The organism is Longispora albida DSM 44784 (genome assembly GCF_000379825.1).
GTDB classification, from domain to species: Bacteria; Actinomycetota; Actinomycetes; order Mycobacteriales; family Micromonosporaceae; genus Longispora; species Longispora albida.
In genome coordinates, this window is sequence record NZ_KB903838.1 from 171,286 (window position 1) to 198,001 (window position 26,716).

General features: G+C 72.5%; 25 protein-coding genes. 13 read left to right on the top strand and 12 right to left on the bottom strand.

The features are described 5' to 3' along the window. Positions 1-14: 14 nt before the first annotated feature. The 3 genes from add to A3G1_RS0130795 all read left to right on the top strand — a co-directional run bounded on the left by add (position 15) and on the right by A3G1_RS0130795 (position 1,891). Positions 15-956, top strand: coding sequence for an adenosine deaminase (gene add, locus A3G1_RS0130785; protein WP_018353355.1), 942 nt, complete (start codon positions 15-17; stop codon positions 954-956). Positions 957-1,108: 152 nt separating this feature from the next. Beyond that, positions 1,109-1,462: a four-helix bundle copper-binding protein gene (locus tag A3G1_RS0130790; protein ID WP_026212685.1), complete on the top strand. Its 354-nt coding sequence runs from the start codon at positions 1,109-1,111 to the stop codon at positions 1,460-1,462. 111 nt (positions 1,463-1,573) lie between these two features. Then, complete coding sequence (locus tag A3G1_RS0130795; protein WP_018353357.1) at positions 1,574-1,891, top strand: CU044_2847 family protein; 318 nt, start codon at positions 1,574-1,576, stop codon at positions 1,889-1,891. On the opposite strand, the gene pdxR is transcribed toward A3G1_RS0130795, so the two are convergent. After that, positions 1,888-3,264 (bottom strand): MocR-like pyridoxine biosynthesis transcription factor PdxR, encoded by a 1,377-nt coding sequence (gene pdxR / locus A3G1_RS0130800; RefSeq protein ID WP_026212686.1) that lies wholly within the window; start codon positions 3,262-3,264, stop codon positions 1,888-1,890. The two genes, A3G1_RS0130795 and pdxR, sit on opposite strands and share 4 nt — an antisense overlap. 46 nt (positions 3,265-3,310) lie before the next feature. Between pdxR and A3G1_RS0130805 the strand changes: the two genes are divergently transcribed. Further along, positions 3,311-4,552, top strand: a complete 1,242-nt coding sequence (locus A3G1_RS0130805) for an MDR family MFS transporter (protein WP_026212687.1) — start codon at positions 3,311-3,313, stop codon at positions 4,550-4,552. Between the two features lie 5 nt (positions 4,553-4,557). On the opposite strand, the gene A3G1_RS0130810 is transcribed toward A3G1_RS0130805, so the two are convergent. From A3G1_RS0130810 to A3G1_RS0130820, 3 genes are all read right to left on the bottom strand, one after another. Further along, positions 4,558-5,202: a carbonic anhydrase gene (locus A3G1_RS0130810; protein ID WP_018353360.1), complete on the bottom strand. Its 645-nt coding sequence runs from the start codon at positions 5,200-5,202 to the stop codon at positions 4,558-4,560. A 100-nt stretch (positions 5,203-5,302) separates the two neighbouring features. After that, positions 5,303-6,433: an acyl-CoA dehydrogenase family protein gene (locus A3G1_RS0130815; protein WP_018353361.1), complete on the bottom strand. Its 1,131-nt coding sequence runs from the start codon at positions 6,431-6,433 to the stop codon at positions 5,303-5,305. A 74-nt stretch (positions 6,434-6,507) separates the two neighbouring features. Then, positions 6,508-7,221, bottom strand: a complete 714-nt coding sequence (locus A3G1_RS0130820) for a peptidylprolyl isomerase (RefSeq protein WP_040480347.1) — start codon at positions 7,219-7,221, stop codon at positions 6,508-6,510. Between the two features lie 111 nt (positions 7,222-7,332). Here A3G1_RS0130820 and macS point away from each other — a divergent pair, with 111 nt between their 5' ends. Both macS and A3G1_RS0130830 read left to right on the top strand, forming a co-directional pair. Continuing rightward, on the top strand, positions 7,333-8,499 hold the full coding sequence (gene macS, locus A3G1_RS0130825; protein WP_018353363.1) for a MacS family sensor histidine kinase: 1,167 nt from the start codon (positions 7,333-7,335) through the stop codon (positions 8,497-8,499). A gap of 56 nt (positions 8,500-8,555) precedes the next feature. Beyond that, complete coding sequence (locus tag A3G1_RS0130830; protein ID WP_018353364.1) at positions 8,556-8,987, top strand: nucleoside deaminase; 432 nt, start codon at positions 8,556-8,558, stop codon at positions 8,985-8,987. Here A3G1_RS0130830 and A3G1_RS0130835 read toward each other — a convergent pair. Continuing rightward, a complete protein-coding gene (locus A3G1_RS0130835) occupies positions 8,984-9,940 on the bottom strand; it encodes an ArsR/SmtB family transcription factor (RefSeq protein WP_026212688.1) in 957 nt (318 codons plus the stop codon). The two genes, A3G1_RS0130830 and A3G1_RS0130835, sit on opposite strands and share 4 nt — an antisense overlap. A 113-nt stretch (positions 9,941-10,053) precedes the next feature. After that, positions 10,054-11,232, bottom strand: a complete 1,179-nt coding sequence (locus A3G1_RS0130840) for an alpha/beta hydrolase family protein (RefSeq protein ID WP_157641519.1) — start codon at positions 11,230-11,232, stop codon at positions 10,054-10,056. Between the two features lie 164 nt (positions 11,233-11,396). Between A3G1_RS0130840 and A3G1_RS37665 the strand changes: the two genes are divergently transcribed. Then, a complete protein-coding gene (locus A3G1_RS37665; RefSeq protein ID WP_018353367.1) occupies positions 11,397-14,489 on the top strand; it encodes an AfsR/SARP family transcriptional regulator in 3,093 nt (1,030 codons plus the stop codon). Between the two features lie 207 nt (positions 14,490-14,696). Beyond that, positions 14,697-17,864 (top strand): AfsR/SARP family transcriptional regulator, encoded by a 3,168-nt coding sequence (locus A3G1_RS37670; RefSeq protein WP_018353368.1) that lies wholly within the window; start codon positions 14,697-14,699, stop codon positions 17,862-17,864. A gap of 15 nt (positions 17,865-17,879) precedes the next feature. Here the strand turns inward: A3G1_RS37670 and A3G1_RS0130855 are convergent, their stop codons facing one another. The 5 genes from A3G1_RS0130855 to A3G1_RS0130875 all read right to left on the bottom strand — a co-directional run bounded on the left by A3G1_RS0130855 (position 17,880) and on the right by A3G1_RS0130875 (position 21,058). Further along, a complete protein-coding gene (locus A3G1_RS0130855) occupies positions 17,880-18,389 on the bottom strand; it encodes a hypothetical protein (RefSeq protein ID WP_157641520.1) in 510 nt (169 codons plus the stop codon). A gap of 46 nt (positions 18,390-18,435) precedes the next feature. Then, the gene (locus A3G1_RS0130860; protein WP_026212689.1) at positions 18,436-19,173 is read right to left on the bottom strand and encodes an SIR2 family NAD-dependent protein deacylase; all 738 of its coding nucleotides are present in this window, start codon (positions 19,171-19,173) and stop codon (positions 18,436-18,438) included. 58 nt (positions 19,174-19,231) lie between these two features. Further along, the gene (locus tag A3G1_RS37675; protein ID WP_018353371.1) at positions 19,232-19,621 is read right to left on the bottom strand and encodes a ribosomal maturation YjgA family protein; all 390 of its coding nucleotides are present in this window, start codon (positions 19,619-19,621) and stop codon (positions 19,232-19,234) included. A gap of 91 nt (positions 19,622-19,712) precedes the next feature. Next, complete coding sequence (locus A3G1_RS41255) at positions 19,713-19,856, bottom strand: hypothetical protein (RefSeq protein WP_169437630.1); 144 nt, start codon at positions 19,854-19,856, stop codon at positions 19,713-19,715. Between the two features lie 5 nt (positions 19,857-19,861). Continuing rightward, positions 19,862-21,058, bottom strand: a complete 1,197-nt coding sequence (locus A3G1_RS0130875; RefSeq protein WP_083937213.1) for a glycosyltransferase family 2 protein — start codon at positions 21,056-21,058, stop codon at positions 19,862-19,864. A gap of 338 nt (positions 21,059-21,396) precedes the next feature. Here A3G1_RS0130875 and A3G1_RS0130880 point away from each other — a divergent pair, with 338 nt between their 5' ends. From A3G1_RS0130880 to A3G1_RS0130890, 3 genes are all read left to right on the top strand, one after another. After that, positions 21,397-23,457 carry an MGH1-like glycoside hydrolase domain-containing protein gene (locus A3G1_RS0130880; protein WP_026212690.1) on the top strand — a complete coding sequence of 687 codons (2,061 nt, stop codon included), beginning with the start codon at positions 21,397-21,399 and terminating at the stop codon, positions 23,455-23,457. Positions 23,458-23,477: 20 nt separating this feature from the next. Further along, the gene (locus A3G1_RS41015; RefSeq protein WP_018353375.1) at positions 23,478-23,624 is read left to right on the top strand and encodes a carbohydrate-binding protein; all 147 of its coding nucleotides are present in this window, start codon (positions 23,478-23,480) and stop codon (positions 23,622-23,624) included. Positions 23,625-23,832: 208 nt separating this feature from the next. After that, positions 23,833-24,381: a DoxX family protein gene (locus A3G1_RS0130890; protein WP_018353376.1), complete on the top strand. Its 549-nt coding sequence runs from the start codon at positions 23,833-23,835 to the stop codon at positions 24,379-24,381. 64 nt (positions 24,382-24,445) lie between these two features. Here A3G1_RS0130890 and A3G1_RS0130895 read toward each other — a convergent pair whose 3' ends face one another. After that, entirely contained in the window at positions 24,446-25,153 is a 708-nt protein-coding gene (locus A3G1_RS0130895; protein WP_018353377.1) for a Calx-beta domain-containing protein, read from the bottom strand. 262 nt (positions 25,154-25,415) lie between these two features. Here A3G1_RS0130895 and A3G1_RS0130900 point away from each other — a divergent pair, with 262 nt between their 5' ends. After that, positions 25,416-26,114 (top strand): ankyrin repeat domain-containing protein, encoded by a 699-nt coding sequence (locus A3G1_RS0130900; protein WP_245563631.1) that lies wholly within the window; start codon positions 25,416-25,418, stop codon positions 26,112-26,114. 47 nt (positions 26,115-26,161) lie between these two features. After that, positions 26,162-26,701, top strand: a complete 540-nt coding sequence (locus A3G1_RS41260) for a hypothetical protein (protein ID WP_018353379.1) — start codon at positions 26,162-26,164, stop codon at positions 26,699-26,701. Positions 26,702-26,716: the final 15 nt, after the last annotated feature.

Here is a 26,716-nt window from a genome sequence, read left to right on the forward strand (position 1 = left end):
GGTACCCTGGCCCGGTGCGTGATCTTGTTCAGCTTCCGAAGGCCCACCTGCACGTCCACCTGGAGAGCGCTGTCCGGCGCTCGACGGTCCGGGAGCTGGCGGGTACGGAGATCGACGAGGGGCCGTACGGGACGTTCGCCGAGTTCGCCGCCCAGCGGGCCCTGATCCGTGACGCGCTGCGCACGCCGGAGCACTTCCGCCGGGTGGCGCTGGAGTTCTGTGCCGACGAGGCCGCGCAGGGCGTCCGGTACGCGGAGGTGACCTTCACGGCCGCCGCCCACGAGGAACGCCTCGGCGAGCCGGGCATGCCGCTGGCCGCCGTGCTGGAAGGCCTGGCGGAGGGCCAGCGCGCGTACGGCATCGACACGCGCGTGATCCTCGACCACTCGCGCCGCCGGCCGGTCAGCCGCTTCGCCCGGACCCTCGAACTCGCCCTCGCGCACCCGGAGGTGGTGGCGATCGGGCTGGCCGGCGACGAGGCGTACCCGCTCGCGCCGTTCGCCGGCGTGATCAGGGCTGCGGACGAGGCCGGCGTGCGGCTCGTGCACCACGCTGGGGAGACCGGCGGGCCGGGCAACATCCGGGAGGCGATCCGTACCGGGCTAGCCGCCCGGATCGGGCACGGCGTCCGCGTCCTGGACGACCCGGAACTGGTCACGGAGGTACGTGACCTGCGGGTGCCGCTGGAGGTGTGCCCGAGGTCGAACGTCCTGCTCCACGTCGTGGGCTCGCTGGCCGAGCACCCGCTGCCGAGGCTGGTCGAGGCCGGGCTGGCCGTCACGGTCAACACGGACGGGGAGGGGGCGCTCGCCGCGGAGTACACGATGATCCAGGAGACCTTCGGGACCTCCGATGCCGAGCTGGCGGCCCTCGCGGTGACCACAGTGGACGCCAGCTTCGCGCCGGAGGCCGTGAAGGCCGAGCTGCGCTCTGGCATCGCGCGCTGGGCGGCCTGACCTGGGGTTTGTGCCCCCGATTCCGGTTCGGCGCGCTGGCGGGTGCCAGGGAGCGCTGTTTCGCGGCCAGCCGGGGCGTGCGGGCGTAGCGTGGTCGGCGTGAGCAGGCCGGCCTGCGCCGATGGCCGGCCGTGAACGGCAGGGGGCTCGCGATGCCGAGCACACCAGGAACGACCGACATCAGTAAGCACGTCGCCGCGGCGCTGGAGTGTCACCGCCGATGTGAGGAAACCATCTCGTACTGCCTCGACAAGGGCGGCCAGCACGCCGAGGCGGCCCTGATCAGGGCGCTGACAGACTGCGCCGACATGTGCCGGATGTGCGCGGACTTCATGGTGCGCCGCTCCGAGTTCAGCGTCCGGCTCTGTGGCATCTGCGCCGACGTGTGTGACCGGTGCGCCGACCTGTGCGCGATGTTCAGCAACGACCCGCAGATGGCCCGCTGCGCCACGGCCTGCCGCCAGTGCGCGTCCCTCTGCCAGGAGATGGCTGGCGCCACGCACTGAGTACTTCTGACGCGATGGCTGGCGGCGCTAGGCTCGGCCGTGCGCCGGACGGTGTCCGCTGTGGACTCGCCGGGCGCAGACTGATCCGCCCCCGGAGACGAGGACCCAGCCATGCAGCAGCGCAGCCGGATCGTGGACATCGAACTGCCCGACGGCGAGGTGATCGCAGCCGAGGTGGTGCTGGCCGGAGCCGGGGGCGACGCCGGAGCCCTCGACCGGCTCAAGCTGGACGAGACCCGGGCCGCGATCGGCCGGATCGGCCGGTGGGTCGTCGAGGAGGTCCGCGCGGCGCTGCCCGACAAGCCCACGACCCTCGGCGTCGAGTTCGGCCTCAAGTTCGGCATGAAGTCCGGCAAGCTCACCAGCGTGCTCGCCGAGGCCAGCGGGGAGGCGAGCGTCGTGATCCGGCTGGAGTGGAAAACCTCCTAGGCGCTCAGCGCCTCAGCGATCGCCGCTGCCGCTGATCGCAGCCTGCCGGCGCTGACATTCCCGTACCCGATCACCAGGCCGGGAAAGGGCGCTGCCGTCATCGCGTACGCCGACAGCGGAGCCAGCAGGATTCCGCTGCCCGTCAGCCTGCCGGCCAGCTCGCGGTCGTCCGTGCCGGCCGGCAGCCGCAGTACCACGTGCAGGCCGGCCGCGATGCCGATCGGCTGCCAGGCCGGGACGCGGGCCGCCAGCTCCGACAGCAGGGCGTCCCGGCGCTGCCGGTAGAGCCGCCGCGTGCTGCGCAGGTGCCGGTCGTAGCCGCCCGACCGGAGCAGCTCGGCGAAACCGGCCTGCTCGAGGACGCTGTTGCCCCGGTCGTGCAGCCGCTTGCTCTCCACGACCGTCGCACGGTGCTGACCAGCCAGGACCAGCCAGCCGAGCCGCAGCCCCGGGGCGAGGGTCTTGCTGGTCGTGCCGAGGTACGCGACCCGGCCGGGGGCGAGCGCCTGGAGAGCCGCCAGCGCCGGGCGGTCGTACCGGTGCTCGGCGTCGTAGTCGTCCTCGATGACGAGACCGTCCACTGTGGTGGCCCACAGCACCAGCTCGCGCCGGCGGCGGGGGCTGAGCGCCACGCCCAGCGGGTACTGGTGGGCCGACGTGACGACCACGGCCCGGCAGCTCGTACCCAGCAGGCCGGCCACCCGCAGCCCCTCGTCGTCGACCGGGACCGGTACCGGGCGGAGGCCCTGCTCGATGATCAGCTCCAGCTGGCCCGGGTAACTCGGATTCTCGACGGCGATCTCGGTGTGGCCCGCCGCCCGCAGCGAGCGGCACAGCAGCACCAGCGCCTCCGCCGAGCCGTGCGTGACCACGACATCCTCCGGCCGGACGACCATCGCGCGGACCCGGGCCAGGTAGCCGGAGAGCTCCTGGCGCAGCGAGAGCAGCCCGGCGGCCTCCGGGTAGCCCAGGTCGTGGTCTGACAGGCCGTTCAGGGCGGTCCGGCAGGCCGAGATCCACGCGGACCTGGGGAACGCGCCGAGGGCAGGCATCCCGGTCCGCAGGTCGTGGTCCCAGCGGACCGGCCCGGCCGCCGGCGGCTCGGCTGCCGCGGGGGTGACGGCGGCGAGCGCGACCCGGGTGCCTGAGCCGCGCCTGGCCTCCAGGTACCCCTCGGCGGCGAGCTGGTCGTAGGCGGCGGTGACGGTGCCCCGGGCGACGCCGAGCTGCCCTGCGAGGTCACGGGTGGACGGGAGCCTCAGGCCCGCCGGGAGGTGCCCGGCGCGGATGGCCTCCCGCAGCGCGCGCTCCAGGCCGCGGGGCCCGGCGGCCGGCACCAGCAGCTCCCGGAAAGTGGACCAGTTTTCCTTCATCGAAGTGGAGTTTACTTCCGGTCCACTGGAAAACAAGATCGCAGGCATGGAAACCATGACCCGCTGGCTGCGGGAGACCACCGGGGGGCTGCCCCGGACTTTCTGGTACCTGTGGAGCATCACGCTGATCGGCAACATCGCCTCGTTCGTGCTGATCTTCCTCACCTTCTACCTGCGCGGTGCCCGGGGCTTCACCGCCACACAGGTCGGCGTCGTCCTCGCGGTCGCCGGAGCCGGCAGCATCATCGGCAGCACACTCGGCGGCGTGCTCGCCGACCGCTGGGGACGGCGCCGCACCGCGATCACCGGCTACCTGATCTGCATGGTGTCCCTGCTCGGCACCGGCCTGAGCCCGCACCTGCCCGTCGTGCTCGCGATGATGCTGCTCAACGGGCTCGGCATGGCGTTCGCGGGCACGGCGAGCAGCGCGCTCGTCACCGACGTGGTCGCCGAGGCCGACCGGACCAGGGCGTTCAGCATCAACTACTGGTCGATCAACATCGGTACCTCGGTCGCGGCCCTGCTCGCCCCGCTCGCGATGCGGGCCGACTACTTCCTGCTCTTCGCGGTCGACGCGGCCGGCGTCGCCCTGCTCGCCACGATCATGTTCTTCCTGGTACCGGAGCCCAGGCCGGACCCCGCCGGGCCCGGCACCGGGCCAGCCACGCCGGGGACACTGCGCGACGTCCTCACCGACCGGGTCTTCCTGACCTTCGTCGTGCTGTTCCTCGTCTTCCAGCTGATCTTCAAGCAGAGCAACGCCGGGCTGCCGCTCGCCGTGCAGGCCGACGGGCTGGACGCGGCGGCCTACGGCTGGATCTACGTCGTCAACACCCTGCTGATCGTGATCGGGCAGCTCTTCCTGCCCCGCCTGATCCGCGACCGGGCCCACTCGAAGGTGCTCGCGCTCGGCGTGTTCCTCGTCGGAGCCGGCTTCGGCCTGACAGCACTGGCGGACGTGGCCTGGTTCTACGCCGTCACCGTCGCGGTGTGGACACTCGGCGAGATGGCCTACTTCGCCGTGCTCGACGCGAGCGTCGCCGGGCTGGCACCGGGTCACCTGCGCGGCCGGTACTTCGGGATCTTCTCGGCGGCGAGCCAGCTGTCGCGGTTCGCCGCGCCGCTGCTGGCCGGGTACCTCCTGCACGGGCACGGCGAGGCGCTGTGGATCGCCTGCCTCGTGCTGGGTGTATCGGCAGCCGGGGCCTACCTGCTCACCGCGCGGCGCCGGGAGCACCGGATCGCCCAGCTCAGGCCCGCCGAGCTGACGCCGGTGCCTGCGCCGTGAGGCGGCTACTTGCCCGGCATGAACCCGGCCGGCGGTACGGCGCCGTGCGAGGTGACGACCTGGGCCGTCCCGTCGGCGAGCCGGTACGCGAGGCCGACGACGGCTGTCTTGCGGACGGCGACGGCGTCGGCGAGGGTCCGTGACCGGTCGAGCAGCAGGCTCACGGTGTGCCGGATGTGCTCGGAGATGAAGTCGGAGTCCTCGCTGAGCCCGGCGGCCTTGGCTGCCAGCACGCTCGGCGTGACCTTCTCGATGACGTCCCGCACGTACCCGCTGGCCGGCGGGCCGCCGTCCACGGCGGCCCTGGTGGCGGCGACGGCCCCGCACGCGTCGTGCCCGAGGACGATGACCAGCGGGCAGCCGAGGATGCTCACGCCGTACTCGATGCTGCCCAGCACCTCCGGCCCGAGCACGTGCCCGGCGGTCCGGACGACGAACAGGTCGCCGAGGCCCTGGTCGAAGATGATCTCGGCGGCGAGGCGGGAGTCGGAGCAGCCGAACAGCACCGCGAAGGGTGTCTGGGCCGGTGCGATCTCGGTGCGGCGGGCCGCGTCCTGGTTGGGGTGCTCAGGACTGCCCGCCACGAAACGCTTGTTGCCGGTCAGCAGCATCTCGAGGGCTGCGGGCGCGGTGAGCTGATCCTGGGTCACAGCCGCAGACTAGCGGTTGGGAGGGGCATTCACGTTCGGAACTATTCGAACATAACTATGCAAAATTATGCAAGAACGACCGTAACCCTGCTCACTCCGCTCACCTGGCTTCTTCGGCGAACAGGGCCTTGCCGATCTCCGCCTGGCAGACCTCGGACGAGTAGGCCATCAGCGCGCCCGCCTGGGCGTCGCGGAAATGGCGCTGGATGGGGGAAGTCCGCAGGTATCCGGAGCCGCCGCCGACCCGCACCGCGAGGGCGGCGACGTCCTTGGCGACCTCGTTGGCGAGCAGCTTCGCCTCCAGCGACGACGGGTTGGCCAGTGGCGAGCGCTGGTCGGCCAGCCAGGCGGTCTGCCCGGCCAGCAGCGTGGCTGCCCGGAGCTTCACGTGCTCGGTCGCCGCGGCGAACTGCACCCACTGCATGTCCGCCAGGGGCTGGCCGGTCGTGGGGATGACCCGGCCGCTCGCGTGGGCGCGCAGGGCCTCCAGCGCGGCCTCAGCCACGCCGAGGGACAGGAAGGGCAGCCCGACCGGGATCGGGTTCGGCTCGTCGGTGAGCCTGACGCACCGGCGGCCGGCCGGGAGCAGCGTGCCGTCGAAGGTGAGGAGCTGGCTGCGGGTCGCGCGCAGGCCCATGCTGTCCCAGATCGGCACGAGCTTGAGCGTGTCGTCCGGCGTGATGCCGAAGAAGGCCGGCACGCCGTCGACCAGCGCGTTGACGAGCAGGTAGTCGGCGGCCTCGCATCCGGACACGAAGCGCTTCGCTCCGCTGAGGACGAAGCCGCCGTCCGCCGGCTCGGCCACCTGGAGGGGCATCAGGAAGAGATTCCCGCCGGTCGGTTCCGAAAGGGCGTTCGCGAAGCGCTTGCCGGCCGCCAGTTCACCGGCGAAGAACCGGGAGTTGTCCTCGTCGCTCATGTGCACGAGCCCGTACGCGGCACCCAGGTGCATGAGCCAGATCGTCGCCGTGGACGGGCAGGCCCGCGCGATCGCCGTCAGCACGGCACCGAACGTGACCCACGACAGGCCGGCCCCGCCGTGCTCCTCCGGCAGCCACGCCGTGTCGAAGCCGGCCTCGTGCAGCGCCCGCAGGTTGTCCTCCGGCAGCTGTGCCGACTCGTCCAGCTCGGCGGCTTGGCGGGCGAAACCCGCTGCGAGGGCCTCGGCGCGTTCTGCCCAGGGCAGCTCGGCGGGCGGTGGAGCAAGCGGCGACGGTGGCACACTGCGCATACCGAGGATTGAACCACGCCGGGCCGGCGCATCAGGCCATCCACACAGGACGCTGACGTGCCGGCCCGATCGGGTCAGTGCCGGGCGTCGAGGATGTTCGCGGGGAGAGCCGGGGCGCCGTCGGCCGGGGCCGGGTTCTCCGGGGTGGGCTGGACGCCGCCAGCCGCGATCGCGTCCAGCGCGGCCATGCCATCGGCGTCGACCTGGCCGAAGACGGTGTAGTTGGGCCGGAGCATGGAATCGGCGTACACCAGGAAGAACTGGCTGCCGTTGGTGTCCGGCCCGGCGTTGGCCATCGCCAGGGTGCCGCGCGGATAGAAGACCACGCCAGGCCGTCCGGGCACCGGCGGGAGGTCGGTGGGCAGTTCATCCTTGTACTGGTAGCCGGGGCCGCCCTCGCCCGTCCCGCCCGGGTCGCCGCACTGGAGGACCTTGAGCGTCCGGTACGCGGTCAGCCGGTGGCAGGAGGTCTGGTCGTAGAACTTGTGCCGCACCAGGTGCAGGAAACTCTGCACCGTACAGCCAGCCTTGTCCGCGTCCAGGGTGAGCGTGATGTCCCCGTGGTTCGTCCGCAGCGTCGCGCGGTCCGTACCGGCCGGGGTGCGGTGCGGGTCCTTCGGCAGGTGGGACTTGCGGGCGGCCGGCTGGTCCGGCGTCTCCGCGTAGGCGCAGGGCCCGTTGGTCGTCTTCGCCGGACGGCTGGCCGTGGCGTGGGCAGGCCCGGCGAACCCGGCGCTGGCCAGCACGGCGGCGGTCACGGCGAGCACGGCGGCAGAGGGTCGTGGCACGTTCGTCCTCCAGGGAGTCATGTGATCGAGATGACTCTATATGTCCCGGGTCGCCCGCGATACCTCCCGAGCCGCCCCCGGCCCGGCCAGCCCGCCGTCTATGCTTCCGCCGTGCCAGACGAGGACGCAGTACAGCCCAGCCGGGGCTCCAGCGACGCCGCCGAGCCGTTCTGGCGGGCGGCGATCCTGTTCCGGCTGGTCGCGCTGCTGTTCGCCGCCACGGTCGTCGCCGTGAACCTGGACGCGTACCAGCGCCCCCGCTGGGCATGGGCCGCGCTCGGCGTCATGGCGGCGTGGACGGTGTACACCGGCCTGCGGTTCGCGAGCCCCGGAGGCCGGCGGGTGCGCGTGGTGGCCGCCGATGTCGTGGTGACGGCGGTGCTCCAGTACTCCTCGGTGTTCCTCCTGACCGGCACCAGCCTGCACAGCAGCTTCCCGACCATCACCACGGTGTGGACCTGCGGCCCGGTCATCGCGGCGGGCGTGCTCGCGGGACGGCAGGGCGGCCTGCTCGCCGGGCTCGTGCTGTCGGTGGTCAACATGGTGACCCGTGGCGCCGTGGACGCGGACATGAGCCGCGACGCCGTTCTCCTGACCGGCCTGGGCTTCCTCGTCGGCCTGGCCTCGTCGACCGCCCGCCGCTCGGCTGACCGGCTCCGCCGCGCCCACCAGCTGGAGGCGGCCACCGCCGAACGCGAGCGGCTGGCCCGCTCGATCCACGACGGCACGCTCCAGGTCCTGGCCCGGATGCGCCGGCTCGGAGCCGAGCTGGATGGCGAGGCCGCCGAACTCGGCCGGCTGGCCGGCGAGCAGGAGAACGCCCTGCGTGTGCTTCTCGCCGCCTCGCCACCTGGGGCGGAGTACGCCGACGGGACGGCCGATCTGAGCGCCCAGCTGCAGGTGCTGGCCACCGCCGGAGTACAGGTATCAGTGCCGGCCGCCCCGGTGCTGCTCCCCGCTGCCGTCGCCTCCGAGCTGGTGGCCGTGGCCCGTGAGGCCCTGGCGAACACCGCCCGCCACGCCGGGCCGGCCGCCCGCTCGTGGATCCTCCTGGAGGACCTGGACACCGAGGTCGCCCTCAGTGTCCGCGACGACGGCCCCGGCATCCCGGCCGGCCGCCTCGCCACAGCCGAAGCCGAGGGCCGGATGGGCGTGGCCCGCTCGATGCGCGGCCGGGTCACCGACCTCGGCGGCACCGCGCACCTCGAAACCCAGCCGGGATCGGGTACGGAATGGGAGATCCGCATCCCCAGGCAGCCCGGCCGGGCCGGTCGTTAGGATCTCCGCGTGGACCAGAACCTGCCAGCCTGCCCAGAGTCTCCAGTGAGGACCCCATGATCACCGCTGCCGACGAACTGCTGCTGCGGCGGGCCATCGAGATCGCCGCGCACGCCGTGACGCTGGGCGACGCGCCCTACGGTTCCCTGCTGGCCGGCCCGGACGGGACCATCCTCATCGAGGCCCACAACACCGTCCGGCGCGACAACGACATCACCGCGCACCCCGAGCTGAAGCTGGCCCGCTGGGCCGCCCGGGAGCTGGACGAGCTGACGGCCGCGGAAACGACGATGTACACGAGCTGCCAGCCGTGCGGGATGTGCACGGGCGGCATCGTCCGGTCAGGACTGGGCCGGGTCGTGTTCGCGCTGTCCACCGCGCAGCTCGTCGAGCTCAACCCCGCCGGTAGCTGGCCGGAGGTCCCGCAGGACGGCCCGGCCCTGTTCGGCGAGGCCCGCCTGCCCATCGTGGAGTACTACAAGCTCTAGGAGCGGTTGAGCAGGGCGCGACCCAGGTCGGTGGCGCTGTGCTGCACCGACTTGCCCTGCCTGCGGGTCACGAGCAGCCCGGCCTCCCTGAGTACCGCGCAGTGGTGACTGGCGGTCGATGGCGTGATGTGGAGGCTGTCGGCGATGCCCGTGGTGGTCGCCGGGTTGCTGGCGAGGCTGTCCAGCAGGGCTGTGCGGGTGTGCCCCAGGAGCGTGGCCACGCCGCCGGGCGGCTGGAGCGGGGACATCCAGCCGGGGCCGGGCGCGACCGGGTACGCCAGCACGGGCGGCAGGGCCGGGTCGAGCAGCCGGGTCGGCTGCTGCCAGCAGAAGAAGGCCGGGACGAGGAGCAGGCCCCGCCCGTCGAGGTACAGGTCGTCGTCGACGTAGAACGGCAGGTGCCACACCGGGGAGGTCCACCTCGCGCCGGGGATCACGGTACGCAGGAGGGCCTCGACGCCGCCGTGGAGCATGTCGGAGGCCCGGCGCGCCCGGTCGGTGGCCACGGCGGCGGTGATCTGCGCCCAGTGCGGGGCGAGCACGGTCTGGTGGTAGTCACGGAAGGCCGAGCCCAGGGCGCGCAGCGAACCGGGGCCCAGATCGCGCAGCGGCGGCTTCGCGGCCAGCCGGTCCAGGTCGGCGGCCATCTTCGCCCTGGGCGTGGAGAGGACCTGGTCCACGCCTGCCTCAAGGCCGGACGTCCCGGCGGCCGGGGTGAGGAAGTCCGGGGAGTACCCGAGCGGGGGCATCAGCCGCAGGAGCGGCCCGATCGAACCTGGGGCTCCGAGGCCGCGCAGCGCGGCCCGGCTGTCCTGGCGCCACTGTCCGAACACGACAGCCCCGTCCGATTTCTGGAGCAGGTGGGCCGACAGCAGGATCTCCCACAGTGGATCGGCGGATGGCGCGATCCTGATGCGAGCCAGATCATCCCCGGTGAAATGCACACGCAACATCGCCGCCCCCGCCCGATGACTGTGAAATCGTCGAAAGGCTAGGCGTGCTCCCTGGCGTGCGCAAGGCAGTTCCGGCACACCAGGGAGCGGATAGATGACTGTTCGTTATGGAGTTACTCGAAGACGACCTCGGGGTGGGTCGGCGACGGGCCGTCGAGCAGTGGTTCGCGGCAGCCGAGCAGGTGCTGCCGGAAGAAGGCACCGAGGTATGCCCGCTGGGCGGCCAGGGCCCTGGCCGGATCGATCGTCCCGATGAACTCCGCCGCCGGCATGGTCATCCGGCCGGCGAAGGCCGGGATCATCGCCTGGAGGTCGGTGAAGGTGTAGTGCTGGGCCCCTGTGAACGTCAGTTCGCGTACCCAGCCCCGCTGGTTTTCCCTGAACGTCCGCCACGACGGGTCCCTGCCCTCGGGGTAGTCCGCGCCCACGAGCAGGAACGGCCGGTCCAGGCCCGCCTCCACGACCGGGCCGAACAGGCTGCCGTCGAGGTCGGCACCCGCGTCGATCCGCCGGTCGGCGTGCATCGCCGCCGCGGTGGTCGCCCCGCCGAAGGAGTGGCCGAACATCGCCACCGAGGACAGGTCCAGGCTGCCGCGCAGCCCGGCGGGCAGGCGGCGGTTCCCGGCGTCGGGATTGCGGCCCTTGTCCAGCTCGGCGAGCCTGTCCAGGACGAACCGGGTATCGGCGACCCGGGCGGCGAGCGCCGTGTCCATCTCGCCCGGCCCGCCGGTCGTGCGGCCCTTCTCGACCCGCCCGCCGGGGAACTCCACCTGCGGGGCCTCGTAGGTGTGGTCCATCGTCACGACGATGTAGCCCCGGCTCGCCAGTTCCTCGGCGAGCACCGTGCCGAAGGTCCGTGGCACGCCGAAGCCGGGGGAGTAGAGGACGACCGGGTACCCGCCAGCGGCCCGGTCGGCGGGCGCCCCGGCCAGGGAGTGGGTGCGGGTGCCGGCCCAGTCGACGGCTCCGGGCGGTACGGCGCCGATGGTCGCGTCGAAGTCGGCGGCGGCCAGCGGGCGCAGTTGCGGGGCGACCGGGTGGTGCCCGGCGTCGCGGGCCGGGTAGAAGACGCTGGCCATCAGCTCGCGGTACGGCTGGCCGGGCAGCCAGGGGTCCGGCCGCGACCGGTCGACGAGGTGCAGCTCGGTCACCCCGGTCCGGTGGGTGCCCGTGGGGCTGGGCAGGCTGACCCGGACCGGGGCCGGCCCGGCGGCGAGGGCTGGCGCGGCGGCCGGGAGCACGGCGACGGTACCGAGCGTCGCGGCCGCCGCCAGCATCGAGATTTTTCGCATGCCTCCAGTACACAGAGGACGGTGGCGGGTGGCATCCGACCACGGTCGGGTCTCCGGGAGCCCCGGTCTGGCCCTCAGGTGGCGTACCGGCTCAGGGTTCCCCCTGACCCTGGCTGCCCGGGCGGGTGTTTGACGGCCTGACCGGCGTGGGCTGGAATCGGGGCATGCATTTCCACATCCTGGGCCCGGTCGAGGCGCGGCTGGCCGGGCAGCCGGTCGCCTTCGGGCGGCAGCGCGAGCGCAAGGTGCTGGCCGCGCTGCTGGTCAACGCCAACCGGACGGTGCCGGTGGCCCGGCTGGAGGCCGTGCTCTGGGGTACCGAACCGCCGGCGACCGCGCGCAGGCAGGTCAGCAACAGCGTGACGACGATCCGCCGGGCGCTGGGCGATCCGCCGATCGAGTCCGCCGGCGCCGGGTACATCATCCGGGTCAGCGCGGAGAATCTCGACGCCGCGCGGTTCGACGGCCTGGTGGACCAGGCGGCGGGGGCGAGCCCTGTGGAGGCACGGCCGCTGCTGGCTGAGGCACTCGGCCTGTGGCGTGGCCCGGCGCTCGGCGGGCTCGGCGAGGACGGCATCCTGGCCGCCGAACGGGCCCGGCTCGACGAGCGGCGGCTGCTCGCCCTGGAACGGCGGATCGAGGCTGACCTGGCCCTCGGCCGGCACGACGAGCTGATCGGCGAGCTGGCGGCGCTGGCCATCGAGCACCCGCTGCGCGAGCGCCTGGTGGAGCTGCACATGCTCGCCCTGTACCGGGCAGGCCGCCGCCAGGACAGCCTGGAGATCTTCCAGCAGGCCAGGGAACGGCTCGCCGAGCAGGCCGGACTCGACCCGCGTCCCGACCTGGCGGAGCTGCACCGGTCGATCCTGCGCGGCGCGGTCAGCCTGACGCCGCCGGCGTCTCCCGTTCCGCCCGCTGCGGCTCCGGTGGTGTCGCAGCTGCCGGCGGACGTGCCGCACTTCACGGGCCGCGACGAGCAGCTCGAAGCCCTGGACGCCCTCGCGTCCGGGCCCGGGCCGATCGTGATCGCCGGGTCGGGCGGGATGGGCAAGACCACCCTCGCCGTCCGCTGGGCACACCGGGCCCGGGACCTGTTCCCCGACGGCCAGCTCTACGTGAACCTGCACGGCTACTCCACCGCGCCGCTGGTCCGCCCGGCACAGGTGCTGGCCAGGTTCCTCCGGGCGCTCGGTGTGGCGCCCCCTGAGGTGCCGGCCGAAGCCGACGAGGCGGCAGCACTGTTCCGCAGCCTGCTCACTGGCCGGCGAGTGCTCGTCGTCCTCGACAACGCCCGCACCGTCGAGCACGTCCGGCCCCTGCTGCCCTCCGGGCCCGGTTCCCTGGCGCTGATCACCAGCCGCGACCGGCTGACCGGGCTGGTCGCGCGGGACGGCGCCAGGCGCCTCGACCTGCGGGTGCTGGACAGCGCGGAGTCACTGACCCTGCTGTCCACCCTGGCCGGCGAGCACCGGGTGGCGGCAGAGCCGGCCGCGGCCGCTGAGCTGGCCGGGTACTGCGCGTTCCTGCCCCTCGCGCTGCGGGTCACCGCCGCCCGCCTCGCGGACCACACCGGGCGCCGGATCGCCGAGCACCTCGCCGAGCTGCGCGAACTCCGGCTGGCCGGCCTGGCGATCGCCGGTGACCCCGAGTCCACCGTGCGCGGGGCCATCGACCTGTCGTACCAGGAGCTCGCCCCCGACGCCCGGCGCGCGTTCCGCCTGCTGGGCCTCGTACCCGGGCCGGACTTCACCGTGCCTGCCGTCGCCGTGCTGACCGGCAGCCCGGAGAGCGAGGCCCGGGAGCTGCTCGGGCGGCTGGCCGGGGCGTGCCTGATCGACGAGCACCAGCCGGGGCGGTACACGTTCCACGACCTGCTGCGTGCCTACGCCCGCGAACGTGCGGGCGAGGACGGGGACGGGGCGGCCGGGGGACGGCTGGCCACGTGGTACCTGCTCAGCGCCGACGCGGCGCTGAGCAGGTGCTTCCCGCTCGCGACCCGCCCGGCGGCGGGCGCGGAGGCCACCGGGGTCGTCCCGGTGTCGTTCACGGGGCAGGAGGACGCGCTGGCCTGGTTCGACGCCGAGTACGCCAACCTGAGGTCGCTGCTGATGGGCACAGCTGACGACCAGCTCGCCTGCCGGCTGGCTGCGGTGCTGCGGGGGTACGTCCTGCTGCGGGGGTACACAGCCGACGCGTTCTCGGCCGCTGAGATCGGCCTGGCGGCGGCCCGGCGGGTGGGTGACGTCCGGACCGAGGCGATTCTGGAGGCCGGGCTCAGCGCCACCTGCAAGTGGCTGCTCGACCTCCCGGCGAGCGCGAGGCACCTGGAGTCGGCGATCGCCCTGGCCGAGGCCGCAGGCTGGGCTGAGGCGATGCCCGACTTCCACAACGACCTCGCGGGCATCCGCATGCAGCAGGGCGACATCGACGGCGCGATCAGGCACTGCCAGTTCGCGCTGAGCCTGTGGCGGGAGCAGGGCGCCCGGGACAAACTAGGCAAGGCGCTGATCGGGCTGGCGATGCTCCAGGTCGCCCGGGGTCACCTGCCGGAGGCCGAGGAGCTGTACACCGAGGCCATCGCGCTGTCCAGGGAGTTCGCCGCGCGGGAGCGGGAGGCCAGCGCGACCGGCGGGCTGACGTACGCCGTGATGTTCCAGGGCAGGATCGAAGCGGCGATGGATCTCGCCCGGCAGACCTTCGAGCTTCATCGTGTACTGGGCAGCCGGCGTGGCGAGGCTCTCGCGCTGCAAGGCATCGCCGAGGCACACCTGCACGCCGGGCGCCTGGACGAGGCCGTCTCGGGCGCGGGGGAGATGCTGGCCATCGCCGAGGAGATCGGCTACCCGATAGCCGTCCTGGATGCCCTGAACCTGCTGGGCACCGTCCACCTCCGGGCCGGAGAGCCAGCGCTCGCCGCGGACCTGCACCGGCGCGCGCTGACGCTGGGCGGCGAACGGGCGTACACCTCGGGGCGCCTGGAGGCACTGATCGGCCTGGCGCGTGCGCAGGCCGCAGCGGGTGAGGCCGGACATGCCCTCCGGCATGCCGAGCGGGCGGTGAGCCTGTCCCAGACCAGCGGCATCCGCCTCCGCGAGGGCCTGGCGCTCGTGGCACTGGGCGAGGCGCGCCTGGCGGCCGGCGAGGCCGGGCCAGCCCGCCAGGCCGCGCACGCCGCCGCCGAGTCGTTCCGGGCCACCAGCCAGTGGCTGTTCGAGCCGCAGGCGAGCGAGCTCCTGAACCGGATCACGGCGGGGTAGCCCCAGACCGCCGGCCCCCGTGGCCGGGGTCCGTCCCCCGGACCCGTGAACATAGGCTCGCCCGCTGTATGAGTCCTGTATCCGCTCTGTATCGGCGGCTGCGGTGCGGGTGTGACCCACGTCAACCGGATTGGTCCGCCGGGTGCGGAACGCGGTCCCGCGAAGTAGGTTCGACGCGGGTAGTGGCGCGACCGACAGGGGTGCAGAGTGCGGCTGCTGGTCCTGGGCCCGCTGGCCGTCAGCAACGGGGCAGGCGCCATCGAGCTCGTCTCGGAGAAGGACCGGATCTTCCTCGGCGAGCTCCACGTGCACTCCGGGCAGCCGATCGGGGCCGATCATCTCGTCGAGGCCCTGTGGCCATCGCGTACCCCCGCACAGCCGGCCAACGCCGTCCAGGTCAGGGCCTCCCGGCTCCGGGCGCAGCTCCGCGCCGTCGGTGCGGAGGGCATGCTGCACACGAAGGCCGGCGGGTACCTGCTGGCCTCCGCCGGCTCCGACGCCGGGGAGTTCACCGCCCTCCTGGCCCGGGCCCGCAGCGCCCGGGCGGCCGGCGACACCGGCGCCGCCGCCGGATACCTGCGCGACGCGCTCGGCCTGTGGCGCGGGGCGGCGTTCGCCGACGTCCCGAGCACGCCCTGCGTGGACCAGACGGCCCGGCACTTCGAGGAGCTGCGGGTGTCCGCCGTGGAGGAGCTGGCCGAGGCCGAGCTCGCCCTCGGCCACCATCACCGGCTCGCTGCCGAGCTGTCCGCCGCTGTCGAGACCCACCCCCTGCGCGAGCGCCTGTGGTCAGCCCTCATGATCGCCCTGTACCGGTCGGGCCGGCGCGCCGACGCCATCGCCGCCTACCGCCGCCTGCGCACCCTCCTCGTCGGGGAACTCGGCATCGAGCCCAGCCCCGAGCTGCGTGACCTCGAACGCCAGATCCTCACCGACGCCCCGGAACTGGGCCTCAGGCCCCCAGCACCGGAACCGGAATCCGAACCCGGACTGACGAGCCCCGGGCCCAAGCTCCTGCCGCACGCCGTAGCCGACTTCACCGGCCGGTCGGAGGAGGTGGCGCGCCTGATCGCCCTGGCGGGGGCGGCCTCGGCGACGGTGGCGACCCTTGCGATCGACGGGATGCCCGGGATCGGCAAGACCACGATGGCTGTCCACGTCGCGCACGCTCTCGCCGGGCGGTTCCCCGACGGGCAGCTGTTCATCGACCTGCACGGCTTCACCCCGGGCCGCTCGCCGGTCGAGCCGGGAGCCGCGCTGGGTACGCTGCTGCGCGCCCTCGGCGTCTCCGACGAGCAGATCCCGGCCGACCTCGACGAGCGGTCCGCGCTGTGGCGTCACCAGCTCGCCGGGCGGCGGATGGTGATCGTGCTCGACAACGCGGCACACGCCACGCAGGTCCGGCCGCTGCTGCCCGGTACGCCGGGGTCGATGGTGCTGGTGACCAGCCGCCGGCGGCTGTCCACACTGGACGGTGCGGCTTCCGTGTTCCTCGACGTGCTCCCGCCCGAAGACGCGCACGCGCTGTTCGCGAGCGTGGCGGGGGAGCGCGTGCACGCCGAGCCGGAGGCCACGGACGAGGTGCTGCGGCTGTGCGGGTACCTGCCGCTGGCGATCAGGATCGCCGCCGCGCGGATCAGCCGGCGCCCGCAGGTGCCCATCCGGTACCTGGCGGAGCACCTGCGGGACGAGCACCGCCGGCTGTCGGAGCTGTCGGTCGACGACCGGGCCGTGGCTGCGACGTTCAACCTATCCCACGCCGGGCTCGGTGCCGAGCAGCAGCGCTCGTTCCAGCTCCTCGGGCTGCACCCCGGCACGGACTTCGACATCGACTCGGCTGCCGCCCTCACCGGGCTGCCGGCCGGTGAGGTCGAGAACCTGCTCGACGGGCTGCTCGACGCGCACCTGATCATCCAGCGGACCGCCGGGCGGTACACCTTCCACGACCTGCTCCGCGTCTACGCCCGCGAACTCGCCACAGCCGGAGGCCCCGGGTACCGCACGGCGCTCGCCCGGCTGCTCGACCACTACCTGTCGACCGCGATCGCGGCGGCGGACACACTGGACCTGCCGGCCCCGCCTGGCATCTACCGTGCGCCCGTCATCGCGTACCCGGCCACGGTCACCTTCCGCACCGAGGAGGAAGCCGAGGGCTGGCTGCGCGCCGAGCGGGCCAACCTGATCGCGGCCGCCGAGCACGCGGCTGCGGACGGCTGGCCACGGTTCGGCTACGACCTGGCGACCTCGCTGCGCCGGTACCTCGACACCCGTGCACACTTCGGCGACGCCATCGCGCTGTACCAGCCGGCCCTCCGCGCCACCACGGACAGCGGCGACCGGCGGGGCCAGGCCGACATCCTGCGCTGCCTCGGGCTCGCGTACTTCCGGCTGGCCAGGTACGACAAGGCGCTTGGCTGTGCGCGGCAGGCCGTCGACCTGCACCGCGACGCCGGGGACCGATCCGGGGAGGCCAGCGCCCTGGACATCGTCGGCATGATCCACGGGCAGCGCGGCGATCTCGGCCTCGCCCTCGACTACCTCCAGCGGGGCCTGGCACTCCACCGCGACGTCGGCAACCGGCTGGGCGAGGGCATCAACCTCACCAACCTCGGCGCCATCAACGACAAGATGGGCAGCTACCAGCAGGCCATCGCCTGCTACGAGGGTGCCCTCGCCGTGAGCGAGGAGATCGGCAACCGGCACATCGCGAGCAGCGCCCGCACCAACCTCGGCATCGTCTACGAGCGGCTGGGCCAGCACGACCTGGCCCTCAGCCACTACCGGCAGGCGCTCGTCATCGACCGCGAGACGGGGAACCGGCGGGCCCAGGGCGTCGTCCTGGTCTCCCTCGGCCTCGTCTACCTGCGGCTGAACCGGCACGCGGAAGCCATCGACCACTACCGCCAGGGCTACGAGCTGCAACGCGAGATCGGCCACCGCGCGTCTGAGCTGCACGCCCTGACCGGCCTCGGCGACGTCTACCAGGCACTCGGCGACTACGGCCAGGCACTCGGCCACCACCGCCAGGCCCACGCCCTCAGCCTCGAACTCGGGGACCGGACCATGCGGGCCCAGGCCCTCAACGGCATCGGTGCCGCCGTCCGCGCCTCCGGCGAACCAGCTCAGGCCCTCGCCCACCACGCCGAGGCGCTGGACCTGGCCCGGGAGAGCGGCGACGCCCACACCGAGGCCCAGGCACACGAGGGCCTCGGGCACGCGCACCACGCCCTCGGGTACGAGGCGGAGGCTGGCAGCCACTGGGCCCAGGCGCTCGGCACCTACACGCAGCTCGGCGTCCCCGAAGCCACGAGCCTGCGTACCCACCTCGCGGCCCTCGGCTGGCCAGCGCCTGCCGAGGCCGTGGCGGCCGGCTGAGCCGCGCTCCGGCGGTCAGTCCGGCGGGCGCAGCCGTACGGTGGCCCAGATGATCGCCGCGCACCCCGCGAGCGCGGCGATCAGCCCGGAAGCCGTCGTGGTCCGGGAGTTGTCCCAGCCGAGCATGAGCAGGCTCAGGGCCAGCGCGCCCATGATGGACAGTGTCAGTGTCCACAGGCGCAGCGCGTTGACCGGGATGAGGAAGTACAGCGCGGCCGCGGCGAGCGCCAGCAGCGGCGGGGTCACGGCCAGCAGGGTGATCTCGGTACCCCGGGCACCGGCAGGGCTGCTGAACGCCCACGCCACCAGGTCCCAGCCGGTGGCGGTGGTGCGGTCGGGGCTGGCGAAGATGTCGGTACGCGACACGGGTGTGTCCGCCCGGAGCCAGGGCAGCGCCCAGGACAGGAACAGCGCGGTGATCCCGGCGGCCAGCGCGGCTGCTGGCCGCCTTACCCGATGCTGCTCGGCGACCAGGGACTCCAGCCTGGCCACCCGCTGCGGCAATTGATCGTCATGGAGGTTCACGCCAGGATTCTGCTACCCGCCCGCAAACCGGCGCAGCCCCGCGACCTCACTCGCCGGCGAGGATGCGCCGGACCAGCGCGGGTACCGCCTCCGGGATCGGCTCGCGGATCACCTCGGCGGCGAGCTCGTCGTACGGCGTGGGTTCGCCGTTGACGACGATCAGCCGGGCACCACTCTGCACGGCGACGAGCGGGAGAGCCGCTGCCGGGTACACCTGAAGACTGCTGCCGATCGCGACGAACAGGTCGCAGGCCTGGGCGATGGTCTCGGCCTGGCCGAGCACTGTGGAGTCGAGCGTCTCGCCGAACATCACCGTGCACGGCCGCAGCACGCCGCCGCACGCGAGGCACGCCGGATCGTCCTCTCCCGCCGTGACACGGTCCAGTGCCTCGGCCATCTCGCTTTCGGACCCGCAGCCCGCGCACCGGACCCGCGCGGCGGTGCCGTGCAGTTCGAGCACCTTGTGGGCCGGCAGGCCAGAGCGCTGGTGGAGCCCGTCGACGTTCTGGGTGAGGACGCGGATGGGCAGCCCGCCGCGTTCCAGCTCGGCGAGCGCGAGGTGCCCGGCGTTGGGGAGCGCGGCGTGAGCCCCGATGCGCAGCCGCATCTGCCAGGCGCGCCGCCGGACGTCTGGATCGGCCAGGTAGGGGCCGACGGTGACCAGCTGCTCGGCCGCCGGGTCCTGCCGCCAGATGCCCTGCGGGCCACGGTAGTCGGGGATACCGGAGGCGGTGGAGATCCCGGCACCGGTCATCACGGCGATCATGGGGCGCTTGGCGTTCATGCCGCAGAACGTACGGCGGCAGGCCGGCCCCCGCAACGGCAATCTGCCGGAACCCCGATCAGCCCGGGGACGGCCAGACCGACCTGCGGATGGCGATCGTGTGCGCGACGGCCAGGGGCACGATCCCGGCCGGGTACCAGGCGAGGTCCACCGGGTCGAACTGGACGCCCAGGGCGAGCCGCGCGAGCACGCTGCGTGCCGACAGGTACGCGGGGATGCCGGTGAGCTGCGACAACTCGATCGCCCAGCACAGGCCGGTGGCCACGATCCCGGCTACCGGCCCGCTGATCCGTGGCCGGAAGAAGAGGACGGCCGCGTACATCATGGACCCGTACAGCGCCGTGCCCGAGACCTGCTCCAGCGCGCCGTCGTCGAGTGCCCTGATCACGAGGGCGATGGCGAAGAACAGGGCGGCGGAGCAGACGGCCAGCAGGCGTACGCGAGACATCCGCCGATCGTAGAGAGCTGATGTGGCGAGGCTGTGTGCGTACCGTGTTCCCGGCTGGCAGCAGTCCCAGCCGGGAACACGTCAGGGCCGGTCAGGCCGCGGTGCGGTTACGGAGGCGGGCGCCCCACTGTGCCGCCGCGACGAGCAGCGCGCCGAGCGCGGCGAGGGCGCCGCCGAGCATGCCGGTGACAGCCGCCGACGCGCCCGTCACGGGCAGGTCCTGGTCTGCGGACATGGTGTTCACCTCCCTTCGAGGCTCAGGCGCGGAGGCGACGTCCACACGCACCGCTCCACGGTGGGCTGGCGGATGGCCTTCACGAGCGCGTGCACCATGATCACGCGGTAGAGGAGGTCGAGCACGACGATCGCCGGGAGGAACAGCACCAGCCGTGGCAGCCGCAGCCGCCAGGCGGCGATCGAGAGCCAGATCAGCTGGCCGGCCGCCAGCCACGCGAGCGCCCGGCCGAAACCGAGGCCGGCGCTGGCCACGAGCCACACGGTGAGCGGGCCGTTGAGGACGTACAGCAGCCAGTGGAACATCAGCAGCACGTACGCGAAGTCGAACCGGCTCGCCTGCCGGCCGACCCGGTGCCCGATGATGCCCTGGAACGTGCCCCACAGCCAGCGCAGGTTCTGCTTGTACCAGTCGCGCAACGTCGTCGGGTCCTGCAGCCAGGCGACGGCGCGCGGGGCGTATACGACCTTGCCGAGGCCGCGCCGGTGGGTCTCGAGCACCCAGTAGGTGTCGTCGACGATGTAGGGCGGCGCGACCGGCAGCACCTCGTCCAGCAGCGTGGTCCGGTACATCGAGTTGGAACCGGAGATGCAGTTCATGACGTTGAACGCGCTCTGGAGCCTGCGGACGATGACCTGGTAGTTCCAATAGCTGTAGGCGCGCTTGGCCAGCCACACGTTCCACCGGCGGGCCTCGGGCCACAGGGTGACGTTCTTGCCGACGACGATGGCGACGTCGTCGTCGAGGAGGGCGAGGGCTTCGGCGACGAACCCGGGTTCGATGGTCACGTCGTCGTCGAGGATGGTCACCGCGTCGTAGAGCCAGCTCAGCCCGAACCGCTGGTACGCGATCTTGAGAGCCTCCGGCTTGCCCACGTTCTCGGTGAGCGCCAGGACGTGCGCGCCGGCGGCGGTCGCCCGGGCGGCTGTGCCGTCGGTGGAGGCATCGGAGACGACGTACACCTCGACGCCGTTGGCCTTCGCCGCGGCCACCGCGTCCGCGATGGTCGCCTCGCCGTTACGGCACGCGATCAGGACTGCGGTGTTGCTCAGCTCGACCGGCTCGAAGCGCGGCGCGGCGGGCGCGGCCTCGCGCTGCCGGACCTTGTCTGGCCGCAGCCAGCCGTACGCGATGGCTGCTATGACGCTGACCAGCACAAAGGCCGGAATAGCAATCGAGAGAATCAGCAGGGCACGGGTCATCGCAACCGTCCAGCCTCCGTCAAACCGCAGTTATCCCCTGTGATGGCGGCTTGTCCTTGGCGCCCTCATGATTACGTTGTGCAACGGTATCGGCTCTGGCGTGCGCCGTATTCAGCCGTTCGGCCGCCCCGTCTCCGCTGACCGGTCGCATTGTGCCGGCGTCCCATGCGGTGACCGTGACGCCGGTAACAGCGGGCGGGGGCTCATCGGCTCCCGCGACGGTGACGGCGATCACTGGCGGGTATTGCATCACACCTCATCCATCATCAATGATGGACCTCCCCTCATGCCTCGGTCTACTGTGGATTCACGGCCGGGCCATCCACTATGGAGTGTCGATGCGTAGAAGAACCTTCGTGGCCGCGTCCGTCGCGGCGGCGGGTGTGGCGGCCGCGAGCCTGCCCCCGGCCGCCTCGGCGGCGGCCGGCCCGGAGACGCCGGGTGCCGGCGAGTTCGCGGACGTGCTTGACCTGCGTGGCGTGCCGTCCGGTGCCCGTCCGCCGTCCGACAACCCGATCAGCGTCTTCGCCGACCTCGGCGCGTGGCACGGCTACGGCCTCGGTGACGGTCACGGCTTCTCCGGGCCGCTCTACATCGCGGAGGAGTATCCGTGGTGGCTGTCCGAGGCGTTCACCAGGATCGGGCTGACCGAAGACGGCGCGCCGGTCGCGCTCACCCCGTCCGCCCAGTCGTCCCAGCCGGGCGTGCTGCGCCAGGAGCTGACCGGCGACGGGCTGCTGGTCGTCGTGGAGCTGCGCTTCGCGTCCAACCGGACGGCCCTGGTCCAGGCCTGCGTCCGCAACACCGGCCAGCGGACCAGGCGGGTCAGCGTGTCGTGGTCGGGCAGGCTGCTGAGGCACACCACGGAGCCGATTCGCTCGGCGCCGAGCCTGGCCGCCACGCCGTCCGGGGTCGCTGTCAATTTCTCGGAGGTACGGGAGACGTGGCGCTTCTTCTCCACGGCGTCCACCCGGTTCGAGGTCCGGCACGCCGTGCCGGTGTCGACGACCGTGACCGGGGACTCGTACGTCACCCGGGCGCTTGCGCCGCTGTCGATCCCCGCCGGGGCTGAGCGCCCGCTGACCTGGACGGAAACGTACTCGTTCACCGCCGCTGACCGCGACGCCGCCGTCGTGGAGGCAGCCCTGGCCAAGCCGTCCAACGCGGCCACGGCTGCCAGCCGGCGCTGGGCCGGGTACCTGCACGCCGGCCTGGCCGGTGTCGCGCCTGGCCACCGCCGCCTCGCTGCCAAGGCCATCGTGACCCTCGTGACGAACTGGCGCTCGCCCGCCGGCGCGCTGCGGTCGGACGGGATCACGCCGTCCATCTCGTTCGTCTGGTTCAGCGGCCTGTGGTCGTGGGACTCGTGGAAGACGGCCGTCGGCGTGGCCGCCTTCTCTCCAGCCCTGGCTACGTCCGTCATCGAGTCGATGTTCGACTTCCAGCGGCCCGACGGCATGATCCCCGACTGCGTGTTCTACAACGACCCGGCTCACGGCGGCGGCAACTGGAACGAGCGCAACACCAAGCCACCGCTGGCCGCGTGGGCGGTCTGGCAGGTGTACTCGGCTTCCGGCGACAAGGACTTCCTCCGCCGGATCTACCCGCGCCTGGTCAGCTACCACAAGTGGTGGTACGCCGCCCGCGACCACGACGGCGACGGCATCTGCGGGTACGGCGCGACCATCGACCCGGCCAACGACACCGACGAGGCCATCATCGAGGCGGCCGCGTGGGAGTCCGGTATGGACAACGCCCCGAGGTTCGACGCGGCGACCGTGTCGCACACCGCAGCCGGGCACACCATCAACCAGGAGTCGGTGGACCTCAACGCGTACCTGTTCGCGGAGAAGGACTACCTGACCCGCATCGCCCGCGCCCTCCGGCTCACGGACAGCTACCCGGCGGCGGCCATCGCCACCCGGATCAGGGAGAAGATGTACGACCCGGCGACCGGCTGGTTCTACGACATCGACTCCGTCACCAAGCGGCCACTCGTCGAGCGCGGCAAGGCTGTCGAGGGCGTCATCCCGGTGTGGGCGGGCCTCGCCTCGGCGGAACAGGCCGCGGCGGTACGGGCCGCGCTGCTCGACCCGGCCAAGTTCGGCACCCGCGTGCCGGTGCCCACCGTGTCAGCCGACAACCCGGCCTTCGACCCGGTGGCGTACTGGCGCGGGCCGGTCTGGCTGGACCAGGCGTACTTCGCGATCACCGGCCTGCGCGCAGCGGGGTACGCGGCGGACGCCGACGCGCTGACGGCCCGGCTGGTGGCGAACGCCGACGGCCTGGCAGGCGACGCGCCCATCCACGAGAACTACCAGCCGCTGACCGGGGAACGGCTCAACGCCCCGAACTTCAGCTGGTCGGCAGCGCTGCTCCTGGCCCTGCTGCGTGCCTGATCACGCCCGGTGGAACCCGGATGGCACGCATACGTGTCCTGACCTCAGCAGCCGTCGCCACGGTCAGCGTGACCTACGGCGGCACCCGCTACACCTGCCTCCAGGGCCACACGTCCCTGCCGGGCTCAGAAGCCCCGAACGTCCCGGCGCTGTGGCGCGCGGGCTGAGCGGGTAACAGATCAAAAACCCTGATGGTGTACCGCGGGTGCGGTGCGGAACAGACGGGCGTTCCAGCAGGTCAAGCACGGTACGGGTGTCCCGCGGTGTCCCACGGGCGATGTGCGGGCCACCCGCTCGATGGTCGGATGACCTCACCGCCGAGAGCTGGCGGAGCGAGGAACCATCCGGCCAGTCCCCGAGGAAGGCGTGCCCGACATGACCACGAACACCAGCACGAACACGAACACGAACCTCTCCGCGAAGTTCACGCTGAACGGCGCGCTGTGGGTGGTCCAGGTACTGGGCGGCTGCTTCTTCGCCGGCAGCGGCTTCGGCAAGGTACTCCTGGCCGACGGGGCGCTCTACGAGTCGGCGCCCCGGGCGGTGGCCTGGTACGCCGCTGTCCCGCAGCCCCTGATCGTGTTCATCGGGGTGGCGGAGGTGCTGGGCGGTATCGGCCTGATCCTGCCGGCCCTGACGAGGATCCGGCCCGTGCTGACGCCGCTGGCCGGCCTGGGCCTCGCGGTGACCATGCTGCTCGCGGCCGTGTTCCACGTGGTGCGGGGCGAGTACGAGCTGGTGCCGGCCAACATCGTCCTCGGCGGCATCGCGGCGCTCGTCGCGGCTGGCCGGCGCAACGTGCGGCCCGTCGCACCCGGCAGGCTCACCACCCCGCGCCTGCTCGGGTCGGCAGCCGTGATGGCGGTGATGATCCTGCTGGTGTTCGCGCCGACCTGGTACACGATGACGCACGCCCAGTTCTGAGACGGAGAAAGAGGTCAGGGGCCGTACCCGGCATGGGTACGGCCCCTGACCCGTGTCACAGCACTCACGGGAAGATCGGGGGCTCCGGCGTCAGGTCGTCGAAGTACACACTGAGGAACGAGTCCACATTGCACACCGCCGTCGAGGTGCCGTTGCCGGTGATGGCCGCGCCGTACGCCTGGAGGTAACCCATGCCGACGTCCTCACAGTTCACGACGGTCCGCCAGGGCTGCGTGGCCGGCCGGCCACTGCACGAGATCGTCGTCGTGCGCAGGTCGGACTTCGACAGGGCGCAGTCCGCCGGGATCTGGCCCTCGTTCCAGATGTACCCGAGCCCCGTGTCGCTGATGTTGCCGCCGGCACTCGAACTGGTCAGCCGGATGCGGAACGTCTCGGTGCCCTCGGCGAGCCCGTCGTTCACGAGCGGCACGGACAGGTAACCCCGGTAGTTGCCGGCCGGGATGGTGACCGTGCCGGTGGACGCGACGTAGTCCACGCCTGCCGTGGCGGAGACGGCCTCGACCTGGTAGCCCAGGGTGATCGCGTAGCTCTTGCCCGGGTACGCGCCGCTGACCATGATGGACAGTGACGTCGCGTTCGAGGTACAGGCGAACGGGGCGGTGCTCTGGCAGGACTTCTCGTACTCGTATGACCAGCCGTCGTTGACGGTGAAAACGTTGCTGGGGTTGGCGGCCTGGGCCGACGGCATCATCCCGAGAGTGGTCAGAGCCGCGGCGGCGGCGACCATCATCAGCCGGGGGACGAATCGCATGTGTACTCCTTCGTTCCGGAGAGCGGGCACGGGCAGTCACCACGCTCTGTTACCACATGAGCACGGCGCAACCGACCCTCCCACGGCAGCGGAGCCCCGGAGTCTCAACCCAGTCTCAACCTGCGCCGCCCAGCCGCGCTGCCGGCGACTTCAGGCCGCGGGCGGTACACGGCGGCCGGCCCACGGCATCAACCATGTGGCTGATCCGGCCCTCAACCAGGCTGACCAGGCGCTTTGCCGTCCCGGGGTGCAGGCTTGGGGCATGAAGCGCAGGACGTTCGTACTTCTGGCCGGCGCGGCACTGGCAGGCTGCGCGGCCCCGCCCCCGCCCCGCGCGGCCGGGCCCGCACCGTCCCCGAGCACCGGGAGTCCAGCCATGCCAGCTCCAGCCCTCCTGTCCGCCGCACGCGCCGCTGACGTCGCCGGGGTCCGGCGGGCACTGGCGGCCGGTGAGCCCGTCGACACGCGTGGCGAAGGTGGCCGGACGGCGCTGTTCGGCGCGGTCGTCGCCGACCACATCGAGGTCGCACGGGTACTGGTCGCCGCTGGCGCCGACCCGGACGCGCTCGACGACCGGCACGACAGCCCGTTCCTGGAGACGGGAGTGTCGGGCAGCGTCGCGATGCTGCGTGTGCTCCTGCCCGCCGGCCCCGACCTGACCCTGGAGAACCGGTTCGGCGGCCTGGCGGTGATCCCGGCGTGCGAGCGCGGGCACGTCGAGTACGTGCGGGAGATCGTCAAGACCGGTATCAACCTCGACCACGTCAACCGGCCCGGCTGGACGGCGCTCCTGGAATGCGTCGTCCTCGGCGACGGCGGCCCCCGCTACCAGGAGATCACCCGGATCCTGATCGGCGCCGGCGCGGACCCCGGGATCGGCGACCGGAACGGCGTCACGGCCCTCCAGCACGCCGGACGCCGGGGCTACGGCGAGATCGCCCGGATCCTGCGCGCCGCCTGAGGCCCGGGCACTGGTTCCGGGATACCGGTGGTGGGACAGTATCGGCTATGTCTGCTGCCCTGAGCCTGTCGCGGATCCGGTCGAATGTGGGTGTGCCGTGGCTGGCCTGGGTCAGCGGCATCGTGTGGGCGGTCTCGCAGACCGCGCTGGCGGTGCTCACGATCCCGCTGGGTTCGCCAGGGGTGTTCGAGGTGCAGTGCACGTTCTTCACCGCCTCCCAGTACCTCCGGCACTTCGGTGACCTGGAGGCCCGGGGCCTGCTGGGCGTCTACCGCTCGCACCTGTTCATCGACGGCGCGCACCCGCTGTGGTACGCGGTGTTCGCCACGAGCCTGCTGGCACTCCTGGCGAACCGGGCCCGGGTCACGCCCCGCTGGGACTGGATCCTGGCGCTGCCGGTCGCCTCCGGGCTGTTCGACGTCCTGGAGAACTCGATCCAGCGGGTGTTCCTGTCCGACCGGGCCGCGATCACCGACGGCCTGGCCACGATCGGCACCCTGTGCTCCCTGGCCAAGTGGACGCTGGTGGCGTTCTACATCGGAACAGCCATCGCCTGGGCTGCCCGGGGCTTCCGCCGCCCGGCCTGACCTGTCCTCGCGGGC

Coding starts and splice junctions, on each gene's coding strand:
- A3G1_RS0130790 (WP_026212685.1), top strand. CDS start 1,109: ATGCCGAGCACACCAGGAACGACCGACATCAGTAAGCACGTCGCCGCG.
- A3G1_RS0130795 (WP_018353357.1), top strand. CDS start 1,574: ATGCAGCAGCGCAGCCGGATCGTGGACATCGAACTGCCCGACGGCGAG.
- pdxR (WP_026212686.1), bottom strand. CDS start 3,264: ATGAAGGAAAACTGGTCCACTTTCCGGGAGCTGCTGGTGCCGGCCGCC.
- A3G1_RS0130805 (WP_026212687.1), top strand. CDS start 3,311: ATGGAAACCATGACCCGCTGGCTGCGGGAGACCACCGGGGGGCTGCCC.
- A3G1_RS0130815 (WP_018353361.1), bottom strand. CDS start 6,433: ATGCGCAGTGTGCCACCGTCGCCGCTTGCTCCACCGCCCGCCGAGCTG.
- A3G1_RS0130830 (WP_018353364.1), top strand. CDS start 8,556: ATGATCACCGCTGCCGACGAACTGCTGCTGCGGCGGGCCATCGAGATC.
- A3G1_RS0130835 (WP_026212688.1), bottom strand. CDS start 9,940: ATGTTGCGTGTGCATTTCACCGGGGATGATCTGGCTCGCATCAGGATC.
- A3G1_RS0130840 (WP_157641519.1), bottom strand. CDS start 11,232: ATGCGAAAAATCTCGATGCTGGCGGCGGCCGCGACGCTCGGTACCGTC.
- A3G1_RS37665 (WP_018353367.1), top strand. CDS start 11,397: ATGCATTTCCACATCCTGGGCCCGGTCGAGGCGCGGCTGGCCGGGCAG.
- A3G1_RS0130860 (WP_026212689.1), bottom strand. CDS start 19,173: ATGAACGCCAAGCGCCCCATGATCGCCGTGATGACCGGTGCCGGGATC.
- A3G1_RS37675 (WP_018353371.1), bottom strand. CDS start 19,621: ATGTCTCGCGTACGCCTGCTGGCCGTCTGCTCCGCCGCCCTGTTCTTC.
- A3G1_RS41255 (WP_169437630.1), bottom strand. CDS start 19,856: ATGTCCGCAGACCAGGACCTGCCCGTGACGGGCGCGTCGGCGGCTGTC.
- A3G1_RS0130875 (WP_083937213.1), bottom strand. CDS start 21,058: ATGACCCGTGCCCTGCTGATTCTCTCGATTGCTATTCCGGCCTTTGTG.
- A3G1_RS0130880 (WP_026212690.1), top strand. CDS start 21,397: ATGCGTAGAAGAACCTTCGTGGCCGCGTCCGTCGCGGCGGCGGGTGTG.
- A3G1_RS41015 (WP_018353375.1), top strand. CDS start 23,478: ATGGCACGCATACGTGTCCTGACCTCAGCAGCCGTCGCCACGGTCAGC.
- A3G1_RS0130890 (WP_018353376.1), top strand. CDS start 23,833: ATGACCACGAACACCAGCACGAACACGAACACGAACCTCTCCGCGAAG.
- A3G1_RS0130895 (WP_018353377.1), bottom strand. CDS start 25,153: ATGCGATTCGTCCCCCGGCTGATGATGGTCGCCGCCGCCGCGGCTCTG.
- A3G1_RS0130900 (WP_245563631.1), top strand. CDS start 25,416: ATGAAGCGCAGGACGTTCGTACTTCTGGCCGGCGCGGCACTGGCAGGC.
- A3G1_RS41260 (WP_018353379.1), top strand. CDS start 26,162: ATGTCTGCTGCCCTGAGCCTGTCGCGGATCCGGTCGAATGTGGGTGTG.